The organism is Vibrio aestuarianus (genome assembly GCF_028858425.1).
In the GTDB taxonomy this organism is placed as follows: Bacteria; Pseudomonadota; Gammaproteobacteria; order Enterobacterales; family Vibrionaceae; genus Vibrio; species Vibrio aestuarianus.
Genome location: NZ_JAKNYQ010000001.1, coordinates 1,018,806 through 1,037,114, shown reverse-complemented (window position 1 = coordinate 1,037,114; position 18,309 = coordinate 1,018,806). Strand labels below are relative to the sequence as shown.

General features: G+C 44.2%; 19 protein-coding genes. 3 read left to right on the top strand and 16 right to left on the bottom strand.

Annotation, left to right across the window (positions count from 1 at the left end; genetic code table 11):
* Window positions 1-26: 26 nt before the first annotated feature.
* The 6 genes from MCT08_RS04895 to rpsB form a co-directional block, all read right to left on the bottom strand.
* Complete coding sequence (locus MCT08_RS04895) at window positions 27-869, bottom strand: phosphatidate cytidylyltransferase (protein WP_274677982.1); 843 nt, start codon at window positions 867-869, stop codon at window positions 27-29.
* A gap of 13 nt (window positions 870-882) precedes the next feature.
* On the bottom strand, window positions 883-1,638 hold the full coding sequence (gene uppS, locus MCT08_RS04890) for an undecaprenyl pyrophosphate synthase (RefSeq protein ID WP_171979446.1): 756 nt from the start codon (window positions 1,636-1,638) through the stop codon (window positions 883-885).
* 90 nt (window positions 1,639-1,728) lie between these two features.
* Window positions 1,729-2,286, bottom strand: coding sequence for a ribosome recycling factor (gene frr, locus MCT08_RS04885; protein WP_053310921.1), 558 nt, complete (start codon window positions 2,284-2,286; stop codon window positions 1,729-1,731).
* Window positions 2,287-2,319: 33 nt separating this feature from the next.
* Window positions 2,320-3,051: a UMP kinase gene (pyrH, locus tag MCT08_RS04880; protein ID WP_053310920.1), complete on the bottom strand. Its 732-nt coding sequence runs from the start codon at window positions 3,049-3,051 to the stop codon at window positions 2,320-2,322.
* 151 nt (window positions 3,052-3,202) lie between these two features.
* A complete protein-coding gene (tsf, locus tag MCT08_RS04875) occupies window positions 3,203-4,048 on the bottom strand; it encodes a translation elongation factor Ts (protein WP_171979448.1) in 846 nt (281 codons plus the stop codon).
* A gap of 130 nt (window positions 4,049-4,178) precedes the next feature.
* Window positions 4,179-4,910: a 30S ribosomal protein S2 gene (gene rpsB / locus MCT08_RS04870; protein ID WP_053310918.1), complete on the bottom strand. Its 732-nt coding sequence runs from the start codon at window positions 4,908-4,910 to the stop codon at window positions 4,179-4,181.
* 379 nt (window positions 4,911-5,289) lie between these two features.
* Between rpsB and map the strand changes: the two genes are divergently transcribed.
* From map to MCT08_RS04855, 3 genes are all read left to right on the top strand, one after another.
* Window positions 5,290-6,132, top strand: coding sequence for a type I methionyl aminopeptidase (map, locus tag MCT08_RS04865; RefSeq protein ID WP_053310917.1), 843 nt, complete (start codon window positions 5,290-5,292; stop codon window positions 6,130-6,132).
* A 104-nt stretch (window positions 6,133-6,236) separates the two neighbouring features.
* The gene (gene glnD, locus MCT08_RS04860; RefSeq protein WP_274677981.1) at window positions 6,237-8,861 is read left to right on the top strand and encodes a bifunctional uridylyltransferase/uridylyl-removing protein GlnD; all 2,625 of its coding nucleotides are present in this window, start codon (window positions 6,237-6,239) and stop codon (window positions 8,859-8,861) included.
* A gap of 128 nt (window positions 8,862-8,989) precedes the next feature.
* The gene (locus tag MCT08_RS04855) at window positions 8,990-9,373 is read left to right on the top strand and encodes a DUF3461 family protein (RefSeq protein WP_053310915.1); all 384 of its coding nucleotides are present in this window, start codon (window positions 8,990-8,992) and stop codon (window positions 9,371-9,373) included.
* A gap of 57 nt (window positions 9,374-9,430) precedes the next feature.
* Here MCT08_RS04855 and pgpA read toward each other — a convergent pair whose 3' ends face one another.
* From pgpA to proB, 10 genes are all read right to left on the bottom strand, one after another.
* Window positions 9,431-9,934, bottom strand: coding sequence for a phosphatidylglycerophosphatase A (pgpA, locus tag MCT08_RS04850; protein ID WP_274677980.1), 504 nt, complete (start codon window positions 9,932-9,934; stop codon window positions 9,431-9,433).
* Window positions 9,931-10,905: a thiamine-phosphate kinase gene (gene thiL, locus MCT08_RS04845; protein ID WP_274677979.1), complete on the bottom strand. Its 975-nt coding sequence runs from the start codon at window positions 10,903-10,905 to the stop codon at window positions 9,931-9,933. Before thiL ends, pgpA begins: the two co-directional genes overlap by 4 nt.
* A 246-nt stretch (window positions 10,906-11,151) precedes the next feature.
* The gene (nusB, locus tag MCT08_RS04840) at window positions 11,152-11,619 is read right to left on the bottom strand and encodes a transcription antitermination factor NusB (protein ID WP_053310912.1); all 468 of its coding nucleotides are present in this window, start codon (window positions 11,617-11,619) and stop codon (window positions 11,152-11,154) included.
* Window positions 11,619-12,089 carry a 6,7-dimethyl-8-ribityllumazine synthase gene (ribH, locus tag MCT08_RS04835; protein WP_005440184.1) on the bottom strand — a complete coding sequence of 157 codons (471 nt, stop codon included), beginning with the start codon at window positions 12,087-12,089 and terminating at the stop codon, window positions 11,619-11,621. The genes nusB and ribH overlap by 1 nt, the downstream gene beginning before the upstream one ends.
* A gap of 203 nt (window positions 12,090-12,292) precedes the next feature.
* Window positions 12,293-13,402, bottom strand: a complete 1,110-nt coding sequence (ribBA, locus tag MCT08_RS04830) for a bifunctional 3,4-dihydroxy-2-butanone-4-phosphate synthase/GTP cyclohydrolase II (RefSeq protein WP_053310911.1) — start codon at window positions 13,400-13,402, stop codon at window positions 12,293-12,295.
* 67 nt (window positions 13,403-13,469) lie between these two features.
* Entirely contained in the window at window positions 13,470-14,126 is a 657-nt protein-coding gene (locus MCT08_RS04825; RefSeq protein WP_053310910.1) for a riboflavin synthase, read from the bottom strand.
* A 1-nt stretch (window position 14,127) separates the two neighbouring features.
* Window positions 14,128-15,222: a bifunctional diaminohydroxyphosphoribosylaminopyrimidine deaminase/5-amino-6-(5-phosphoribosylamino)uracil reductase RibD gene (gene ribD / locus MCT08_RS04820; protein WP_274677978.1), complete on the bottom strand. Its 1,095-nt coding sequence runs from the start codon at window positions 15,220-15,222 to the stop codon at window positions 14,128-14,130.
* Window positions 15,223-15,227: 5 nt separating this feature from the next.
* On the bottom strand, window positions 15,228-15,677 hold the full coding sequence (gene nrdR, locus MCT08_RS04815) for a transcriptional regulator NrdR (protein ID WP_274677977.1): 450 nt from the start codon (window positions 15,675-15,677) through the stop codon (window positions 15,228-15,230).
* A gap of 125 nt (window positions 15,678-15,802) precedes the next feature.
* Window positions 15,803-17,053, bottom strand: coding sequence for a glutamate-5-semialdehyde dehydrogenase (locus MCT08_RS04810; RefSeq protein ID WP_053310907.1), 1,251 nt, complete (start codon window positions 17,051-17,053; stop codon window positions 15,803-15,805).
* A 15-nt stretch (window positions 17,054-17,068) separates the two neighbouring features.
* Window positions 17,069-18,208, bottom strand: a complete 1,140-nt coding sequence (gene proB / locus MCT08_RS04805) for a glutamate 5-kinase (protein ID WP_053310906.1) — start codon at window positions 18,206-18,208, stop codon at window positions 17,069-17,071.
* Window positions 18,209-18,309: the final 101 nt, after the last annotated feature.

Here is an 18,309-nt window from a genome sequence, read left to right as displayed (position 1 = left end):
TAAGGCAAGCATACTTGCCCCATGCATTAGAAAATAAAATACAGAAGAGCAAAAATAGGGAACGCAGCAGTAAGGCTATCAATACGATCCAAGACACCACCGTGCCCAGGAATAATATTGCTGCTGTCTTTAATTCCAGAAACACGTTTAAACATGCTTTCAACTAGATCGCCCAATACTGAAATAACCACGGTTAATAGTGTTATCACCACCATGGATACTGGGCTTGAAAATTCAATATTAAACCAATCTGCCGTGAACCACGCGACGATAAGAGCGGTAATAACCCCACCGATCAAACCTTCAATGGTTTTATTTGGACTGACGGCTGGCGCCATTTTGCGCTTACCAAAACTTTTCCCGGCAAAGTAAGCGCCACTGTCAGCGGCCCAAACGATCAGGCAAACGAACAGCACTAATTTTGCACCGTGGTAAGGATCACTTGAAAAGGATTCTGCGCGTAGAAATAGCACGCTCCAGAAAAAAGGGAGTAAGGTAAGCACACCAAATAAATGTCTTAACGTCTTGGAGTTTTCCCACCACGAACGAGACTTAGGATAAGTAATGGCTAAAAAGCTCGAAAACAGCCACCAAACCGCGCCAATACCAAGAATAATATAATGAATACCCACCATATCGTTTAGGCTGGTTGCATCAGGAGAAACGAGTACGTAACTGGCAGCGCCAACGACTACGGTAGGAATAGCCGCTAAGTATCTCGATTTAGCATCGACAAACTGAGTCCATTCCCATACACCAATTATCGCGACGACAGCCAAAGCGGCCATAAACAGGGGAAGCGACAGTTTAAAAATCCCTAGTATCACCAGTGGGGCTAAAATGAGCGCTGTGATAATTCGTTGCTTCAAACTAATGGATCCTTTATTGCTGTTCCATCAATGCCTTGATTTGCTCACCGGTACAGCCAAAACGGCGCTCACGATTAACAAACCAAGTCACTGCTTCAATTAAACTTTCTTCGCCAAATTCTGGCCAGTAAATAGGAGTAAAATACATCTCGGCGTAGGCTAACTGCCAGAGCATAAAGTTACTGATGCGACATTCACCACTGGTACGAATGAGCAGATCAACCTCCGGCAGATCAGACATGGTTAACGACTGAGTGATTAAGCTCTCGTCAATCTCTTCCGCAGTTAATTCTCCATTGGCCACTCTGGTGGCAATATTGCGCATAGCTTCAGTAATATCCCATTTACCGCCATAGTTTGCAGCGATATTAACCACCATGCCACTGTTTGACGCCGTTAGTGCTTCCGCTTGAGCTATTTTAGCCTGCAAACGTGAACTAAAGCGTGTCTTGTCGCCAATCACTCTTAAACGCAAATTATTTTTATGCAGTTTTTTTACTTCCGTTGATAATACAGAAATAAATAACTCCATTAACACTCCCACTTCCTCTTGCGGACGTCGCCAGTTTTCACTGCTAAATGCAAACAACGTTACCGCTTTGATACCTAACTTAGCCGAAGTTGAAATGGTTTTTCTGACCGCTGCAACACCATTTTTATGACCAAAAACACGCGGCTTACCTTGAGCTTTCGCCCAACGGCCGTTTCCGTCCATAATGATAGCAATATGTTGAGGTAATACATCGGAGCAGAGGGATGGATTTTGCATAAGAAATTAATTGATTACCAAACTGAAAGGGCAAAATAGCATAAAAAACGCTGCACTGTGAGTACAGCGTTTTTTGAAGGGGTAAAGTTATTAAACTTCCATTAACTCTTTTTCTTTAGCGGCAAGAACATCATCAATCTTCTTAATGGCTGCATCCGTTAGTTTCTGGATGTCATCTTGCGCTTTGCGATCTTCATCCTCTGAAATTTCTTTGTCTTTCAACAGACCTTTCAGATCACCATTAGCATCACGACGAATGTTACGAACAGCAACACGACCGCCTTCAGCTTCACCGCGTACAATCTTAACTAGGTCTTTACGACGCTCTTCCGTCAATGGTGGAAGTGGAACGCGAATAACGGTACCTGCTGACATAGGGTTTAGACCTAGGTCAGACATCAGAATTGCTTTTTCAACTTTCTGTGTCAGCTCTTTATCAAATACAGTAATAGCAAGCGTACGTGCATCTTCTGCTACCACGTTACCTACCTGATTCAACGGTGTTGCTGAACCATAATAATCGACAGAAATACCTGAGAGTAAACTTGGGTGAGCGCGACCAGTACGTACCTTAGAAAGGTTGTTTTTCAGGGCTTCTACGCTCTTATCCATACGCTCTTGAGCGTCTTTCTTGATTTCGTTAATCACAATATCACCTTAATTCTTATCTGTTTGGAGTGATTATTCAGCAGTGCTAATTAGCGTGCCTTCCGCTTCACCCATTACCACACGACGTAATGCGCCTGGTTTGTTCATATTAAATACGCGGATTGGCATTTTATGGTCACGCGCAAGTGTGAACGCTGCCAAGTCCATAACTTTTAGCTCTTTTTCAAGCACAGTTGTATAAGACAGCTTATCATACAGCTCTGCGTCAGGGTTTGCCACTGGGTCTGCACTAAATACGCCATCTACTTTTGTCGCTTTTAGAACTACGTCTGCTTCAATCTCAATACCGCGCAAACATGCAGCAGAATCAGTGGTAAAGAATGGGTTTCCAGTACCTGCTGAGAAAATAACCACTCGACCTTGACGCAATTGACTAATCGCATCGGCCCAGTTGTAATCATCACAAACGCCTTTAAGAGGAATAGCCGACATCACACGAGCGTTCACGTAAGCACGGTGCAGAGCATCACGCATTGCTAAGCCGTTCATAACTGTCGCAAGCATACCCATATGGTCGCCAACAACACGGTTCATGCCAGCTTCAGCTAGACCAGCACCACGGAATAAGTTACCACCACCGATAACAACGCCAACTTGAACACCCAGTTCAACCAGTTCTTTTACTTCCTGAGCCATACGGTCAAGTACCGTAGGATCAATACCAAAACCTTCTTCGCCTTGTAGCGCTTCACCGCTAAGTTTTAACAGGATACGTTGATATGCTGGTTTAGGGTTCGTAGTCATGAAGCTTACCTTCCAATAGAGAGTTGTCGATTAACGGTCATGGTTTGAAACTAAATATCGAATTCCAAATCATCACAATTAATCTCAAGCTGCCATTCGTAAAAAGACCGCAGCCTTGGCTACGGTCTTTTTTTAGGCAAAATCGCTAGGATTAACCTTTTTGAACCATTGCAACTTCTTCAGCGAAGCTTAGTTCTTGAGCTTTCTCGATACCTTCACCAACTTCTAGACGAACGAAGTTAGTTACTGTTGCGCCTTTAGCTTTCAGCATTGCGCCAACAGTTTGAGAAGGATCCATGATGAACGCTTGACCTGTAAGAGACACTTCACCAGTGAACTTAGTCATGCGGCCTTCAACCATTTTCTCAGCGATTGCAGCTGGCTTACCAGATTGCATTGCGATTTCGATTTGAATTTCACGTTCTTTAGCAACAACGTCAGCTGGTACATCTTCAGGATTAACGTACTCAGGCTTAGCAGCAGCAACGTGCATTGCTACGTGCTTGATAGTTTCTTCGTCAGCATCGCCAGCAACAACAACACCGATACGGTCGCCGTGACGGTATGAACCCACTTTAGCGCCTTCAATGAATTGAACGCGACGGATAGTGATGTTCTCACCAATTTTAGCAACTAGAGCGATACGTGCTTCTTCAAACTTAGCTTGAAGTGCTTCGATATCTAGACGCTCAGTAAGAGCAACTTCTAGAACTTCATTAGCAAAAGCTAGGAAGCTAGAATCTTTAGCTACGAAGTCAGTTTGGCAGTTTACTTCTAGAAGCGCAGCAACGCCGTCAGCTTCTTTGATAAGGATTGTGCCTTCAGCTGCGATGTTACCCGCTTTTTTAGCTGCTTTAGCCGCACCGCTTTTACGCATGTTTTCAATCGCTAGTTCGATGTCAGCGTTTGCTTCAACAAGTGCTTTTTTACATTCCATCATACCTGCGCCAGTACGCTCGCGCAGTTCTTTTACTAGAGCAGCAGTTACAGTTGCCATTCTCTATTCCTCAGTTGATTCTGGTGGTAAAAATCAGGGGCCGATTGTTTGGCCCCTGATGCTAACTATAACTTAGTCAATGCATCAATCGTGTGACACATAGACGACTAAGCGTGACTCAGAGCCGCTATTATTCAGCTTCTACGAAACCGTCTTTTGCAGCAGCAATTGCAGCTGCATCTTTGTTACGACCTTCGTTAACCGTTTCTGCAACAGCGTTTAGGTAAAGCTGAATTGCACGGATTGCATCATCGTTACCTGGGATAACGTAGTCAACGCCGTCTGGGTTAGAGTTAGTATCAACAACAGCGTAAACTGGGATACCTAGGTTGTTTGCTTCTTTAACTGCAATGTGCTCGTGATCAGCATCGATTACAAACAGTGCGTCAGGTAGACCGCCCATGTCTTTGATACCACCAAGAGATTTCTCTAGCTTCTCCATTTCGCGAGTACGCATTAGAGCTTCTTTCTTAGTTAGTTTATCAAAAGTACCGTCTGTAGATTGAGCTTCAAGCTCTTTTAGGCGCTTGATTGACTGACGAACAGTTTTCCAGTTAGTTAGCATGCCGCCCAACCAGCGGTTGTTAACGTAGAATTGGTTGCTTGCGATAGCAGCTTCTTTAACAGCTTCAGATGCAGCGCGCTTAGTACCAACGAAAAGAACTTTACCTTTTTTCTCGCCAACTTTGTGTAGCTCAGCTAGAGCTTCGTTGAACATAGGTACAGTTTTTTCTAGGTTGATGATATGAACACGGCTACGAGCACCGAAAATGAATGGCTTCATTTTTGGGTTCCAGTAACGAGTCTGGTGACCGAAGTGAACACCAGCTTTTAGCATGTCGCGCATTGATACAGTTGCCATTTTAAAATCCTCTATGGGGTTAGGCCTCCACATCCCCCATGAATCCGACCCCTAACATCTATCCACTTAATGTAAATAGTTTTACTGTTGGAGCACCCCGGAACACGTGTCGGAATGTGTGTGATTTAAAGATAATGTGAGTGGAATGAATATGGGTTTCGCCAAAAATGGAGAAAACACACTTCGATTCCGGCGCGCTTTATACCATATTTAAGCCTTATCTGGCTAGAAAAAAATCCCTTTTCGCTTGTACTACTTTTATTCATTTTATGAAAATAAGTCTTACTTACAGAAAGGGACTTCTTGCGATTCACCGACGCACTGCTAGAATAACGCCCATTAGCACACGCCGTGCAAAAGTATGAATTAGAGAAAACCGATGTCTGTAAAAATAAAAAATGCCGAAGAAATAGCGAAAATGCGTGTAGCGGGTAAGTTGGCTGCTGATGTCCTAGAAATGATCGAACCGCATGTAAAAGTCGGTGTGACAACAGAAGAACTCGACCAAATTTGCCACAAGTACATTACTGAAGTTCAGCAAGCAATCCCTGCGCCACTGGACTATCACGGTTTTCCTAAATCAATTTGTACTTCCATTAATCATATTGTCTGTCATGGCATTCCAGCCTCTCAAGACGAGCAGTACGGTCAACTACAGCGCCCTGCGGTTCTAAAAGATGGCGATATCGTCAATATCGATATTACCGTTATCAAAGATGGTTACCACGGTGATACCTCTAAAATGTTTCTAGTCGGTGAAGTTTCACCTTCTGACAAACGCTTATGCCTTGTGGCACAAGAGTGTCTTTACATTGGCATGAAAAAAGTTAAACCTGGCGTTCAGTTAGGTGAAATTGGTACGGCGATAGAAAAGCACATTAAAACCAACAATAAAAACAATCCTCGCTTGAAGCTTTCTATTGTTAAAGATTACTGTGGGCACGGTATCGGCTCTGAATTCCACGAAGATCCACAGGTTGTGCATTATAAAAATGGCGACAGAACCGTATTACGTGAAGGTATGATTTTCACCATTGAACCAATGATTAATGCAGGTAAATTTGGTTGTCGCCTTGATGAAGAAGATAACTGGACAGTTTATACCGCTGACGGCAAAAATTCAGCGCAATGGGAACACACTATTTTAGTGACCGCAACTGGCTGTGAAGTGCTTACGCTGCGTGCAGAAGAGTCGATTCCTCGCTTAATGAATAACGCCTAATCACACGGTTACGAATATCCCTGCTCGCAGGGATATTTTTTTATCGGTAGCGATTTGATACAGTCTCTCCACGTTGTGAATTTTCACTAGCATGGATTGCCGTTATGCCTTTTCAGTCACCACTGACCTTCTCCGATTCACAGATCACGATCAGTGAACTCAAACAACAGCTTGAACATTTTACCGACTACCAGAAAAGCGAATTTCTAAATCACCATCCAGTGAACGACTTAGTGCTTGGTCGCTCTGAGTACATGGACCAACTGCTTTATCGCTTATGGGAATACTTTCAGTTTAATCAACTTGTTGATATTAGCTTAGTGGCGGTTGGTGGCTATGGCCGTGGCGAACTTCATCCACTTTCTGATATTGATATTCTCGTTGTTTCAACAACAACCTTGCCAGCAGAGCTTGGCCTTAAAATCAGCGAATTCATTACGCTATTGTGGGACTTACGCTTAGAAGTAGGTCATGCCGTTCGCACAATTAAAGAATGCGCAGACATTGGGCGTGAAGATTTGACCGTAGCGACAAACCTGCAAGAAGCTCGCTTGTTATGTGGTAGCAACGACACCTTTCATCACTTAAAAATGCAAATCCACTCCGAGTCATTTTGGCCCAGTGAAACCTTTTACCGTGCCAAAATTCAAGAGCAGAGAGACCGCCACGCACGCTATCACGATACAACTTACAACCTTGAGCCTGATATCAAATCAACTCCGGGCGGTTTAAGAGATATTCATACATTAAGCTGGGTTGCGAGACGCCATTTTGGTGCTACCTCATTATTGGAAATGAGCCGCTTTGGTTTTTTAACTGACGCAGAATATCGTGAATTGGTGGAATGCCAAGATTTCCTATGGCGCGTACGATTCGCACTACACATTGAATTAAAACGCTATGACAACCGACTCACTTTTGCCCATCAAGCTCAAGTAGCCGAGCACTTAGGATTCACTGGTGAGGGCAACCGCGGTGTAGAAATGATGATGAAAGAGTTCTATCGCACACTGCGCCGCGTTGCTGAACTCAACAAAATGTTACTACGTTTGTTTGCTCAAGCCATCCTCAATAACGGTGAGGAGATACCTGCCGTCATTTTAGATGACGATTTTCAACGTCGCGGCAACTTGATTGAAGCGCGTAAACCAGCTCTTTTCCAAGCTCGTCCAGAAACAATTTTGGATATGTTTATTCATATTGCCAATGACTCGACCATTGAGAGTGTTGCACCTGCAACGATGCGCCAATTGCGTACTGCTCGTCGCCGCTTGAACAAATTCCTACACACTATTCCCGAAGCTCGTGAAACCTTCATGGCGTTAGTACGCCATCCCAATGCACTACATCGTGCATTTAGCTTGATGCACAAATTAGGGGTACTTGCAGCTTATTTGCCACAATGGAGTCAGATTGTAGGACAAATGCAATTTGACCTTTTTCATGTTTACACTGTTGATGAACACAGTATTCGTTTGCTCAAGCACATCAATACTTTTAACCATGCCCAAAATCATGAGAGGCATCCGATTTGCTGTGAAGTCTACCCTCGCCTTCAGAAAAAAGAGCTACTGATCCTCGCCGCGATTTTCCACGATATTGGTAAAGGTCGTGGTGGTGACCATTCTGAAATTGGTGCAACCGAAGCGTACAATTTTTGTATTGAACATGGTTTATCCAAACCAGAAGCCAAACTTGTGGCTTGGTTAGTGCAAAATCACCTTTTGATGTCGGTCACCGCTCAACGGCGTGATATTTATGACCCAGATGTCATCACAGAATTTGCCAAAAAGGTCCGTGATGAAGAGTATCTAGAACATTTAGTGTGCCTAACCGTAGCCGATATTTGCGCAACAAACCCAGAGCTCTGGAACAGTTGGAAGCGCACGTTATTGGCTGAACTTTTCCATTCAACTCAACGCGCATTACGCCGTGGCTTAGAAAACCCCGTCGATGTCCGTGACCGAATTAGACACAATCAACAACTGGCGTCAGCATTACTGCGCAAAGAAGGTTTTAATGCGCGAGAAATCGAAGTGCTCTGGCAACGGTTTAAAGCTGATTACTTCTTACGCCATACCCACAAGCAGATCGCCTGGCACTGTACACACTTACTGCGTCATGAAGACTCAAGCCAACCACTCATTCTGCTTAGCAAAAAAGCAACTCGAGGTGGCACCGAAGTTTTTGTGTACACCAAAGATCAACCTGCCGTGTTCGCCACCGTAGTCGCTGAACTTGACCGACGCAATTTAAGTGTCCACGACGCACAAATCATGTCGAGTAAAGATGGCTATGTACTCGATACATTCATGGTTCTAGATCACAACGGTGAAGCAATTGATGAAGATCACCATGATTTTGTTATAGAAAATCTGCTTAATGGTCTGAAAGCAGGTTGGCAAGATAAATTGAAATTACGCCGTACACCACGCAACTTACAACATTTTAAAGTGAAGACCAGAGTCGATTTCTTACCAACAAAGAGCAATAAGCGCACCTTAATGGAATTTGTTGCACTTGATACACCGGGGTTACTCGCAACGGTTGGTCGCACGTTTACCAATTTAGATATTCATTTGCATGGAGCAAAAATCACCACCATTGGCGAGCGAGCGGAAGATTTATTCATTCTAACAAGCTCTCAAGGAGGAAAATTAAGCGAAGAAGAGGAATTAAGTTTACGCGAAACGCTAATAAAAAATGTCTCTGAACTTGCGCCAAATTAAAAGGAGACGGAAAGCGATCTTGCCCACAAGTTGAGGTATTGATGGGGTTAGGAACTATCTAGCGATGATTTAGCCTGCTACATTGAAACAGGTCGTTGATGTGTCACATAAAATAATAGAGGTCGCTTATGTTTCCATACCTCATAGGTTTAGGTATTCAAGATCCTAAACAAATTGAGCGCTATTCACTTCGTCAAGAAGCACATAAAGATGTGTTGAAGATTTACTTTCATAAGCAGAAAGGTGAGCTTTTCGCTAAAAGCGTAAAATTTAAGTACCCCCGACAGGTAAAAAATGTCTTAGTCGACAGTGGTAGTCATCAGTACAAAGAAGTTACCGAAATCAACCGTAACTTGACGTTAGTGATTGATGAACTGAACAAGATAACGAAACCAGCACCACAGGCCGAGATAGACCTTAAGCAAAAAATACTCACTGATCTGCGTCATTTAGAAAAAGTCGTCTCCAGCAAAATTTCTGAGATTGAAGCCGATTTAGAGAAACTTAAATAACACCCAATTTATAACCAAGAAAAAAGGTTCCATAGGGAACCTTTTTTGTCGCCTTTTTTAAAGCAACCCGGCATAGAGCCCCACCCAATACAGTGCAATTGCCGACATCAACCCGGCAACAATATCGTCAAGCATGATCCCTAACCCACCATGAACTCGCTTATCTAACCAACCGATAGGCCAAGGTTTCACCATATCGAAAAAGCGAAACAGTATAAAACCGGTGACCAGCCACTTCCAATCAAAAGGGGATAAGTTAAACAGTGGCACCACCAACATGGTTATCCAAAAACCAGCAAATTCATCCCAAACAATCGAACCGTGATCATGAACCTGCATATCATCAGAGGTCACTTGGCAAATTTTAATGCCAACCAAACAGGTTATCACTACGACGCTGGCATATAACACGGTAGGTAACTGAACAAGCAGTAAGTAAAAAGGCACACTCGCCAATGTTCCCATTGTACCGGGTACTACAGGCGATAGACCACTGCCAAACCCTGTAGCTAAAAGGTGCCACGGATTTTTCAATGAAAGACGAGATAGCGGATTGGTCATAAATTCACCTTAAAATGGTCATAGCCATTGAGCTGCCAATTAAGCACTTTACCTTGATGATGTAATTCAAATGTACCTTGTGGACGGATCTGTCCAATACAACTCACTTTACAACCACAATGAGCGAGCGCACTTTCAATGGACCCTTTGTTCTGTTCTGGAACGGTAAAGCACAGTTCGTACTCTTCGCCACTGGTCAAAGCATACTGCTGCGCTATTTCAAGATTGCCGACAAACTGCAACAGCTCTTGTGATAAAGGTAATGCTGCAACATCAAGACTGACGCCAACCTGAGAGCGTTCGAGTATATGTTTGATGTCTGAAATCAGACCATCAGAAATATCAATGGCTGCTGAAGCCAAATTCAGCAATGCCTGACCTGCCAGTATCCTCGGTGTCGAAAGATAGTGGCGCTTTTCCAACTCAAGCGCAAATGGTTTAGCACGTAACGCATTGTTAAGAATAACATCCAACCCCGCCTTGCTATCACCAAGATCACCAGTGACATATACCCAATCGCCCACTTTAGCACCGCTGCGAAGTAACGCTTGTTCTTGAGGAACAAAGCCCTGCACCGTGAGCGTTAAACTTAATGGCCCTTTGGTGGTGTCACCACCAATCAGTTGGATATTGTAGTAATTGGCAAGTTCAAAAAAAGCATCGCAAAATGGCTTTAGCCATGCCTCATCGGGATTTGGCATCGTGAGTGCAAACGATACCCAAGCGGGTGTTGCTCCCATTGCAGCAAGGTCACTGATATTAGAAGCCAGCGCTTTATGTGCGACCCAAGCAGGGTTCGCATCTATCAAAAAATGTGTACCCGCCACCAAAGTATCAGTACTGATCGCAATACGAACATTTTCAGGCGGTTTAACTAATGCGCAGTCATCACCTAAGGCGAGAAATACGTCTTTACGTTGCGGTTGACGGTTAGAAAAATAGCGATCAATTAAATTAAATTCACCGGACATGCCAAGTTTCCTGCCCTTAGTTTTTATTATTGTGGCATTCCTCGTTGCTAGAGCTATACCCTTTCGACTGAAGTTGCAGCGGTGTTGGCTATGTTCGCTCCCCCCAATCACATAGCTTATCTATGCTGATGGGGATGAACTCACTTGCCACCTACTTGCAACTTCAAGTGGTTTGGGTATATAGCAGAGAAATATTGTCATAAAAAAGGTCAGCATATGCTGACCTTTTTATTTTTAAACGACTAATTATTTTTTGCGTACGTGAGGTGCGGCTTTATCAAGTACACCATTCACAAACTTATGGCTATCTTCAGCTGCAAATACTTTAGCTAACTCAATCGCTTCATTGATGACCACTTTATAAGGAACATCTTCACGACGAGTCATTTCGTACATGGCTAAACGAAGTAACGCCAATTCCATCATGTCCAAATCCTGCATAGGACGAGACACGAAAGGACGCAATTTGCTATCTAGCTCTGTGTGGCTTAGCACTACACCCGTGAGTAGATCACGGAAATATGCAACGTCGGTTTCTGGAGCCGTTAAAGCTGGCTCTGCAGCATGATGCTCTTCTTCATCATACTTACCACCCGAGAGGAATTGCTCTTCGACAGTGGCTACATTTTCTTTTGTAATTTGCCAAGAATAAATTGCTTGTAGCGCAAATTGACGTGCATTACGACGTGCGGCTGGTTTCACACTGGCCCCCATTAGGAATCGATTTCAGAAAGAACGTTAATCATCTCAAGCGCGCTTAGTGCAGCTTCTGCACCTTTGTTACCAGCCTTGGTTCCTGCGCGTTCAATGGCTTGATCGATAGTATCAACAGTTAGGACACCGAATGCGACTGGAAGGCTGTATTCCAATGACACTTGTGCCAAACCTTTATTACATTCACTGCATACATAGTCAAAGTGTGGTGTACCACCACGGATAACAGTACCGAGAGATACGATTGCATCGTATTTACCTGTTTTTGCAACACGTTGAGCAACAAGAGGTAATTCTACAGCACCAGGGCAGCGAACAACGGTAATGTTGTCTTCGCTAACTTGTCCGTGACGCTTTAAAGTATCGATTGCACCAGAAAGAAGACTTTCGTTAATAAAACTGTTGAAACGAGAAATAACGATAGCAATTTTTGCATTTGGCGCTGGGAAGCCACCCTCGATCACTTTCATAAGCTTTCCTTTAACTATATTCACAAGTGAGAATCGCCGGATTCTAGCACAAATTTGTGAGCAATATCTAATGGAAATTCGGCTTAGCGTTCAAACCAAACACCAAACTCTAAAAATAACAAAGGAAGCCTTTCGCTTCCTTTGACTAACAGAACCTTGCACTATCACATTCAATTTAGAAAAAACGCGCTAGATTCAGAAAATTATTCACAGACGTATTCGATAACGTTAAGTCCAAAACCACCCAGAGCATGATACTTTTTATTCGCCGAAGATAGCAGACGCATTTCACTTACACCTAAATCGGCCAACATCTGCGAACCGACACCGACACGGCGTGATGTGCCCTGTTTTTTCGCTAGCGTTGGTGCTTCACCCTTATCTTGTTGCTCGAACATTTTAACACGATGAATCAATAAATCGGTTGACTCTTCATTGCCCAAAATCACCAACACACCACCTTCACTACCAATGCGTTGCATTGCCTTGTCTAACGTCCAACTACGCTCTGCATTACGATCACTGCGTAGTAAATCGGTAAACGTATCTTGTAAATGCACACGCACTAATGGTGCTTGTTGTGCTAGCGTCTCTTTTTTCAATGCATAATGAATTTGATTATCAATGATGTCACGGTAGGTAAAGAGCTCGAACTCACCATATTCAGTTGGTAGTTTGCATTGCGCGACACGTTCAATGGTCGTTTCGGTGTTATTACGATATTCGATTAAATCCGCAATAGTGCCCAACTTTACGCCATGCTGCTGCGCAAAAACTTCCAGATCAGGACGACGCGCCATTGAGCCATCTTCGTTAAGGATTTCCACAATCACAGAAGCGGGTTCTAACCCAGCAAGGCGCGCTAAGTCACACCCGGCTTCAGTATGTCCCGCACGAGTTAATACCCCACCTTCTTGTGCCGCTAGCGGGAAAATATGCCCCGGCTGCACTAAATCAGACGCTTTGGCATCTTTCGCGACCGCAGCTTGTACTGTCACTGCACGATCAGCCGCAGAGATACCTGTCGTTACCCCTTCAGCAGCCTCAATAGAGACGGTGAAATTGGTTGTGTACTGGGCGTTATTATCTTGCACCATTGGTGGCAAGCCCAAACGCTGGCAACGTTCTTTGGTCATGGTTAAACAGATCAAACCGCGACCGTATTTAGCCATAAAATTAATCGCTTCAGGGGTAACATGTTCAGCGGCCATGATCAGATCGCCTTCATTTTCACGATCTTCGTCATCCATCAAGATGACCATTTTACCTAGACGAATATCTTCAATAATTTCTTGTGGCGTACTAATTGACATAATCTATTCCTATGACTGGATTACTTTCCGCTGCCTACCCATATCAGGGCAGTAATGATATTGCCGCTTAGGCAAAACCATTTTGCTGTAAAAATTCCATGGTGATTTTAGATTCCGGTGCATCTTCACCGCGCTGAACTTGAAGTAAACGCTCCATATAACGCGCAAGAACATCCACCTCTAAATTCACTTTACGTCCAACATGAAAATCATTGATAGTGGTTTCTTCTGATGTGTGGGGAACAATAGTCAGTTTGAAGGCGTTTTTCCTTAACTCATTAACGGTCAAACTGATGCCATCGACAGTGACTGACCCTTTTTCCGCCACGTACTTATTCAGTTCCTTCGGCATTGCGACCCATAATTCTATGGCTCGGCCAACACTGTTACGCTCAATGATTTCGCCAACGCCATCGACGTGTCCTGAAACAATATGACCACCAAAGCGTGTGGTAGGAAGCATCGCTTTTTCTAAGTTAAGCTTGTCACCAACTTGGTAAGCAGTGAAACCTGTCTTATTGAGAGTTTCAAGAGATAAATCCGCGCTGTAATGGTGAGAGCCAAAATCAACCACCGTCAAACACACACCATTGGTAGCAATACTGTCACCCAGCTTTACATCAGCCATATCAAGGTTGCCAACGTTAACCGTAACACTGATATCTTCACCTTTTGGTGTTATGGCAGCGAGCGTGCCCACTGCTTCTACAATTCCTGTAAACATCTTATTTATCTTTTAGTTTCGGTACAGCTGTGATCCGAATATCCGGCCCAACTTGTCGTACATCTTTAATTGTTAACTCTAAGGCATCGGCCATAGAGGATAACTCTAATGCGCCAAATAAACCTCGGCCATCGCTGCCCATTATTTTAGGGGCTAGATAGAGAATAATTTCATCCACCAGGTCTGCTTGCAGTAATGACTTAGCAAGCGTTGCTCCGGCTTCAACCCACAAATGATTAATATTGTGTTGCTGAGCGAGATATTCAAAGGTTCGCGTCAAATCAAATTGATCATTTTGATTGAGTAACGTTCGATGATCTGCCGTTAGCGAGATGATTTCACTTGGAGCATGGAAAAGGTTGAGTGAGGCATTCAGTTGTTTTTGACGATCTAAAATAACGCGGATCGGTTGGCGAAGTTCAGTGTGGCTGTAGCTATCTTGAATCGATTCTGGTAGCTCATTCCAACGAACCGTTAATGAAGCATTATCTTCGATAACGGTTTTACTGGTTGATAAAATGGCCCCACTTTTAGCACGAAAATGCTGCACATCACGCCGAGCCGCTACCGAGGTAATCCACTGACTTTGCCCATTACTGAGTGCGGTTTGGCCATCTAAGCTTGCGGCCATTTTCAACTGTACAAACGGTATGCCCGTTTGCATGCGTTTGATGAATGCGGGATTAAGTGCGATAGCATCCGCTTCTAACAACCCAACTTCGACCTCAATCCCCGCATCTCGCAGCATTTGAATTCCACGCCCAGCGACTTGCGGGTTAGGGTCTTGCATTGCACAAATCACCTTAGCAACTTTGGCTTTGATCAATCCCTCTGCACAAGGTGGTGTTCGACCATAATGCGAACATGGTTCGAGAGTTACGTATGCCGTCGCGCCTTCAGTACGATCACCAGCCATGCGCAAAGCGTGAACTTCAGCATGAGCTTCTCCAGCTCGATAGTGGAAGCCTTGGCCAACAATTTCATCGCCTTGGGTTATCACACATCCAACGTTGGGATTAGGAGCGGTAGTAAACTGGCCACCTTTCGCAAGTGCAATCGCCTGCGCCATCATTTGATAATCAAACGGAGTAAACATGGCCGTTAGTCTTCCAACTTCGCGATTTCTTCGCCAAATTCACGAATGTCTTCAAAGCTGCGATATACAGAAGCAAAACGGATATAAGCGACTTTATCGAGTTCTTTTAGCTGTTCCATCACTAAGTTACCAATCATTTCACTTGGTACTTCCCGTTCTCCGGTCGCGCGTAACTGAGACTTAATCATGCTGATTGAAAGCTCAATCGCATCAGCACTAACAGGACGTTTTTCGAGTGCGCGCTGGATACCACCGACCATTTTATCTTCATTAAATGGTTCACGATTACCGTTCGACTTAATGACTTTCGGCATCAATAATTCAGCTGATTCAAACGTAGTAAAACGCTCATTACACGCTAGACATTGGCGACGACGACGTACTTGATGGCCATCTGCCACTAGGCGCGAATCAATGACTTTGGTGTCGTTCTCTGAACAAAAAGGACAATGCATATCACCTCCATAGCAATGTGCATTAGTGTAACGGAATTGGTGGCGAAGTTGAAAGCAAAAGGGGCCGCGTAGCCCCTTTTCAACCAATGTTTAGTAGGTTTTGTTAACTGCGACACCGAAGTCATTTATTGACGAGATAAGTAGTTCGCTTTTCCAACCCATTTATAGCTGGTGAGCTCTTCTAAACCCATGGGGCCACGAGCATGCAGCTTCTGTGTTGATACTGCCACTTCAGCGCCGAGTCCAAACTGCGCCCCATCGGTAAATCGAGTCGAAGCATTAACGTAGACTGCTGCCGAACCAGCCGCATTAATAAAAAGTTCCGCATTAAACAAGTCGTTAGTCATTATCGCGTCAGAATGGCTCGCATTATGATCACGCATATGAGTGATAGCTTGCTGAACATCACTCACCACCTTCACACCCAAGGTATAACTTAGCCATTCGGTATCGAAATCACCATCAACAGCCTCTCGCAGTTGCTTAGCATCGCCCATCAAGGCTTTAGCTTTTGGTTCTGCAACAAATTCGACTTTGTCGCTTAAGCGCTGTACCAGTTTGGCTAAAAATTCACTCGCAATCGATTGGTGCACGAGCAATGTATCTAACGCATTACACGCAGAAGGGCGTTGTACTTTAGCGTTTTCAATCACATCCACCGATTTGTCTAAATCAGCCGACTGGTCGACAAAAATATGACTGATACCAAACCCACCAATAATTACCGGTATTGTGCTATTTTCTTTGCACATTTTATGCAAGCCAGCCCCACCGCGAGGAATGATCATATCGACATAGTCATCCAACTTCAGTAGCTGTGAAACAAGCTCACGATCTGGCTTTTCAATGTATTGCACGGAAGCGGCAGGAAGCTTTGCTTTCTCAAGCGCAAGCTGAATAACTTTGACCAACTCCATGTTGGAGAAAAAGGTTTCTTTACCACCACGTAAAATACTGGCGTTCCCTGTTTTTAAACATAAAGCCGCAATATCAATGGTTACATTAGGACGCGCTTCGTAAATAACCCCAACCACACCGAGCGGTACGCGGCGACGCGATAATGACATACCATTTTCTAGTACTTTACTGTCAATTTCACTACCGACAGGATCATTAAGGCCGATCACATTACGCACATCGCTGGCAATAGCCTTAAGACGAGATTCATTGAGTAACAGTCGATCAAGCAGCGCATCGCTTAAACCAGCGTCACGACCAAGCTCAATATCCTTCGCATTTGCAGCAAGAATGGTTTCAAGATTGGCTTCTAGCTCATCAGCTATGATGGCAAGCGCAGCATTTTTTTGTGCCGTTGATGCTGTTGCAAGGTGAAAAGCCGCCTCTTTGGCCGCTTTTCCCATGTTGATTAAGTCCACGAGTCTCTCCCTCAATTATTCTTGGATCACGACCAAATCGTCGCGATGGATGACTTCAGAACCGTAATCGTGGCCCAAAATCAAACCGATATCTTTACTGTGTTTGCCGGTTATTTTCGCTAGATCTTTACTTGAATAAGCAGCGATCCCTTTGGCGATCAACATACCGCGACGATCGGTGACACGCGCTACTTCTCCACGTGCAAATTTGCCTCGTACCTCAAGCACACCCTTGGCGAGCAAACTGCTACCTTTGCCTACGACAGCATTTACAGCACCATCATCTATCACAATGTCACCCGAAGCAGCAGGGCCAGCGAGGATCCAACGTTTACGGTTTTCTAACGCTTCAATACACGGTAAAAAACGTGTGCCTTGCGGCTTATCACTCAATGAATCAAAAATCACGTTATGGGCACGACCAGCCGCGATGATCACTTCAATACCAGCACGGCGTGCAATATCTGCCGCTTGCAGTTTGGTAGCCATACCACCAGTACCTAATGTAGTGCCACTACCACCAGCAATTTTGCGTAAAGTATCATCAATGGTTTTAACTTCTTTAATCAGCTCTGCGTTTGGATCTTTGCGTGGATCAGCCGTAAAAAGACCTTTTTGATCAGTCAGCAACAACAGCTTGTCCGCACCACACAAAATACCAACCAATGCCGATAAATTGTCGTTATCGCCAACTTTGATTTCACTTGTAGCCACGGCATCGTTTTCATTCACCACAGGGATGATGTCATTATCGATTAAGGCATTGACGGTGTCACGAGCGTTAAGAAAGCGTTCACGGTCTTCAAGATCAGCGCGAGTAAGAAGCATCTGGCCTATTTTGATACCGTAGATAGCAAAAAGTGACTCCCAAGCTTGAATCAACTGGCTTTGCCCTACCGCAGCAAGCAGTTGTTTACTTGCCATTGCGTTGGGCAGTGCGGGGTAACCAAGGTGCTCTCGACCTGCGGCAATCGCACCAGATGATACAATCACCACTGAGTGGCCTTGTTTTTTCAGTTCGGCACATTGGCGTACAAGCTCAACCATATGAGCTTTGTCTAACGCTAACGTACCACCGGTTAGAACACTGGTCCCTAGCTTCACAACGACGGTTTGAAGTTGTATTGCTTTTCCGCTTTGTTGATTCGTTGTCATGATTTCTTCTGAAATGGAAAACACATAAGAAAGGATGTTTTAACAATCAAAGCAAAAATTCACAAGTAGAAAAGGTGCTAAAAAGCACCTTTTTACTCGCG

Bases quoted from the DNA above. Each gene is read 5' to 3' on its own strand.
- pyrH (WP_053310920.1), bottom strand. From the start codon at position 3,051: ATGACTACGAACCCTAAACCAGCATATCAACGTATCCTGTTAAAACTT.
- pgpA (WP_274677980.1), bottom strand. From the start codon at position 9,934: ATGACCAATCCGCTATCTCGTCTTTCATTGAAAAATCCGTGGCACCTT.
- nusB (WP_053310912.1), bottom strand. From the start codon at position 11,619: ATGGGGGCCAGTGTGAAACCAGCCGCACGTCGTAATGCACGTCAATTT.
- nrdR (WP_274677977.1), bottom strand. From the start codon at position 15,677: ATGCATTGTCCTTTTTGTTCAGAGAACGACACCAAAGTCATTGATTCG.
- proB (WP_053310906.1), bottom strand. From the start codon at position 18,208: ATGACAACGAATCAACAAAGCGGAAAAGCAATACAACTTCAAACCGTC.
- map (WP_053310917.1), top strand. From the start codon at position 5,290: ATGTCTGTAAAAATAAAAAATGCCGAAGAAATAGCGAAAATGCGTGTA.
- glnD (WP_274677981.1), top strand. From the start codon at position 6,237: ATGCCTTTTCAGTCACCACTGACCTTCTCCGATTCACAGATCACGATC.
- MCT08_RS04855 (WP_053310915.1), top strand. From the start codon at position 8,990: ATGTTTCCATACCTCATAGGTTTAGGTATTCAAGATCCTAAACAAATT.
- tsf (WP_171979448.1), bottom strand. From the start codon at position 4,048: ATGGCAACTGTAACTGCTGCTCTAGTAAAAGAACTGCGCGAGCGTACT.
- ribH (WP_005440184.1), bottom strand. From the start codon at position 12,089: ATGAAAGTGATCGAGGGTGGCTTCCCAGCGCCAAATGCAAAAATTGCT.
- ribBA (WP_053310911.1), bottom strand. From the start codon at position 13,402: ATGTCAATTAGTACGCCACAAGAAATTATTGAAGATATTCGTCTAGGT.
- thiL (WP_274677979.1), bottom strand. From the start codon at position 10,905: ATGTCCGGTGAATTTAATTTAATTGATCGCTATTTTTCTAACCGTCAA.
- MCT08_RS04825 (WP_053310910.1), bottom strand. From the start codon at position 14,126: ATGTTTACAGGAATTGTAGAAGCAGTGGGCACGCTCGCTGCCATAACA.
- ribD (WP_274677978.1), bottom strand. From the start codon at position 15,222: ATGTTTACTCCGTTTGATTATCAAATGATGGCGCAGGCGATTGCACTT.
- rpsB (WP_053310918.1), bottom strand. From the start codon at position 4,910: ATGGCAACTGTATCAATGCGCGACATGCTAAAAGCTGGTGTTCACTTC.
- uppS (WP_171979446.1), bottom strand. From the start codon at position 1,638: ATGCAAAATCCATCCCTCTGCTCCGATGTATTACCTCAACATATTGCT.